General features: G+C 58.2%; 3 protein-coding genes and 1 pseudogene (1 of these 4 cut by a window edge). All 4 read right to left on the bottom strand.

Features of this window, described 5'->3' with window-relative positions; translation table 11 throughout:
- A partial coding sequence (locus tag B2W52_RS08430) for a glycerophosphodiester phosphodiesterase (RefSeq protein ID WP_286802540.1) occupies window positions 1–134 on the bottom strand: 134 nt, incomplete at its 3' end.
- Window positions 131–1258, bottom strand: a complete 1128-nt coding sequence (locus B2W52_RS08425; RefSeq protein ID WP_053112419.1) for a 3-deoxy-7-phosphoheptulonate synthase — start codon at window positions 1256–1258, stop codon at window positions 131–133. The genes B2W52_RS08430 and B2W52_RS08425, both read right to left, overlap by 4 nt.
- Before the next feature lie 11 nt (window positions 1259–1269).
- Window positions 1270–1719 (bottom strand): tellurite resistance TerB family protein, encoded by a 450-nt coding sequence (locus B2W52_RS08420; RefSeq protein ID WP_014577563.1) that lies wholly within the window; start codon window positions 1717–1719, stop codon window positions 1270–1272.
- A 42-nt stretch (window positions 1720–1761) separates the two neighbouring features.
- Window positions 1762–1868, bottom strand: a pseudogene (tal, locus tag B2W52_RS08415) (transaldolase); it runs 869 nt beyond the window's last position.

Genomic DNA, 1868 nt, shown 5'->3' with positions numbered 1-1868 from the left:
ACCGGCTTGCCGTCCTTTGACAATACGAGATCCAGTTCAAAATGCCGGATACCGTGCCGGTAAGCATGCGTAAATCCCGGAAGGGTGTTTTCGGGAGCTTCTCCCTTGGCGCCTCTGTGTCCGTAGACAATCATTCCGCTGCATCATCCTTCAGGCGTTGGTAAATGGCCTGGCGCTTCTTCCAGGTGTCGTGGCAAAGGCGTATGTCTTCGAGGTACGCCGGCAGCTCGTTCATCAGCAGGGCCTGGGGGCCGTCCACCAGGGCTCTTTCCGGCTTGGGGTGGAAATCCACGAGCACCATGTTGGCACCGGCGACGACGCCCTGGGCGGTCGCGTGCATGACATCAAGGATGCCGTCCGGAGACTGCTCGCGGCTGCCCACCGAATGGGAAGGATCCACACAGACTGGCATACGGGTGAGGCGCTTGACCGCCGGCACATGGGCGAAATCCACCATGTTCCGATGGGGCTGGCCGGCTTCGGTTTTCATGCCCCTCAGGCAGAAGATGACATTAGCGTTGCCTTCGCTGGCCAGATACTCGGCAGCGTTGAGGGATTCATTCAGGGTAATCCCGAACCCGCGTTTGAGCAGTACCGGATAGGTACTCTGGCGGCCAATGGCCTTGAGCAGCTCGAAGTTCTGGGTATTGCGGGTGCCCACCTGCAGCATTACACCGGTGGGACGGCCAAGCTTTTCGAGGCAGTTGTCGATTTCCTCAATGTGGCTCTCATGAGTGATCTCCATGGCGATAACCTTGATGCCGTGTTTCCCCGCCTTTTCAAACACCCAGGGGAGGCAGCCCTTGCCGTGGCCCTGGAATGAATAAGGGTTGGTGCGCGGCTTGTAGGCGCCCATTCGTGTGCAGACTTCCCCATGGCCTTCCAGGGCCTTCATCATCATGTCGACGTGTTCGGGCACATCAACCGCGCACAGCCCGGCAAAGATGTTCAGGTTGGATTGACTGAACTCGACACCGTTGTAGGTGAAGCCGCTTTGCCGTCGATCGTCCCGGTGGCGCCCAAGAATACGGTAGTCGTCCGAAATGCGTATGGCCCGTTCGACCGCAGGTAGGGCTTCGATCTCTTCCTTGTTCAGGGGCTTGGTGTCCCCGAGAAGATAGATTTCGGTCAGCCTCTGGGTGGCGCCCTGAACCTCATGAACCCGAACCGACACGTTCGGGAGATTCTCGAGGTAGTGCATGGTCTGTCGGTATTCTTCGCTGTCCAGAGCGGTATTCGGATGAAGAATCGCTAGCATGCTGTCTCCTTTTAAGAACCTGCGTCTTGCGCCCGGTGCCGCGCCTGCATGAACTCCCGATGATTAAGATGCAGCAGGTCTGCCATGCGGCGAATAAGGTGTTCTTCGTACTTGTCGATGCGGCCATCCGCAAAGGCCACGCGCCAGATACTTTCCAGCAGGGCCTGTTTTCCTTCCTGGTCCAGGTACTCGTTGATCTGGCCGGTAAATTCATAGAGCGACGTGGCATCGTCTGCGTGGCTAAGGGCGTCTTCCAGAATTTCCTCGGCTTCGGCCCGGGTTACCTGATGTGCTTTTACTGCGCCATCAACAATGGCCTGCAGTTCGCGCTCGTCTTCATCCTGGTCGACACGGGAAAGCTGAACCATCAATGCCGTGGCAGCCACTGCGAGCTGATGGTTATCGGGCTTCTCGCGTTCAGCTTCCGGTGCCGCAAACAATTTTTTCAGGCGCTCGATCATGATCGGACAGTCCCACTTCTGTGTTTGGTTTGAGGCGCCGCGTCAGGCCGCCCTGGCCAGCTGCCGGACCCGGTTCTCCAGTTCAATCTGGTCGGCTGTGAACCGGCGGATACCATCGGCCAGCTTCTCGGTAGCCATAGCGTCCTCGT

Source organism: Marinobacter sp. UBA2498 (assembly GCF_002341575.1).
GTDB lineage: Bacteria > Pseudomonadota > Gammaproteobacteria > Pseudomonadales > Oleiphilaceae > Marinobacter > Marinobacter manganoxydans.
The sequence above is the reverse complement of the archived record's forward strand: the minus strand, read 5'-3'. Positions and strand labels throughout refer to the sequence as shown.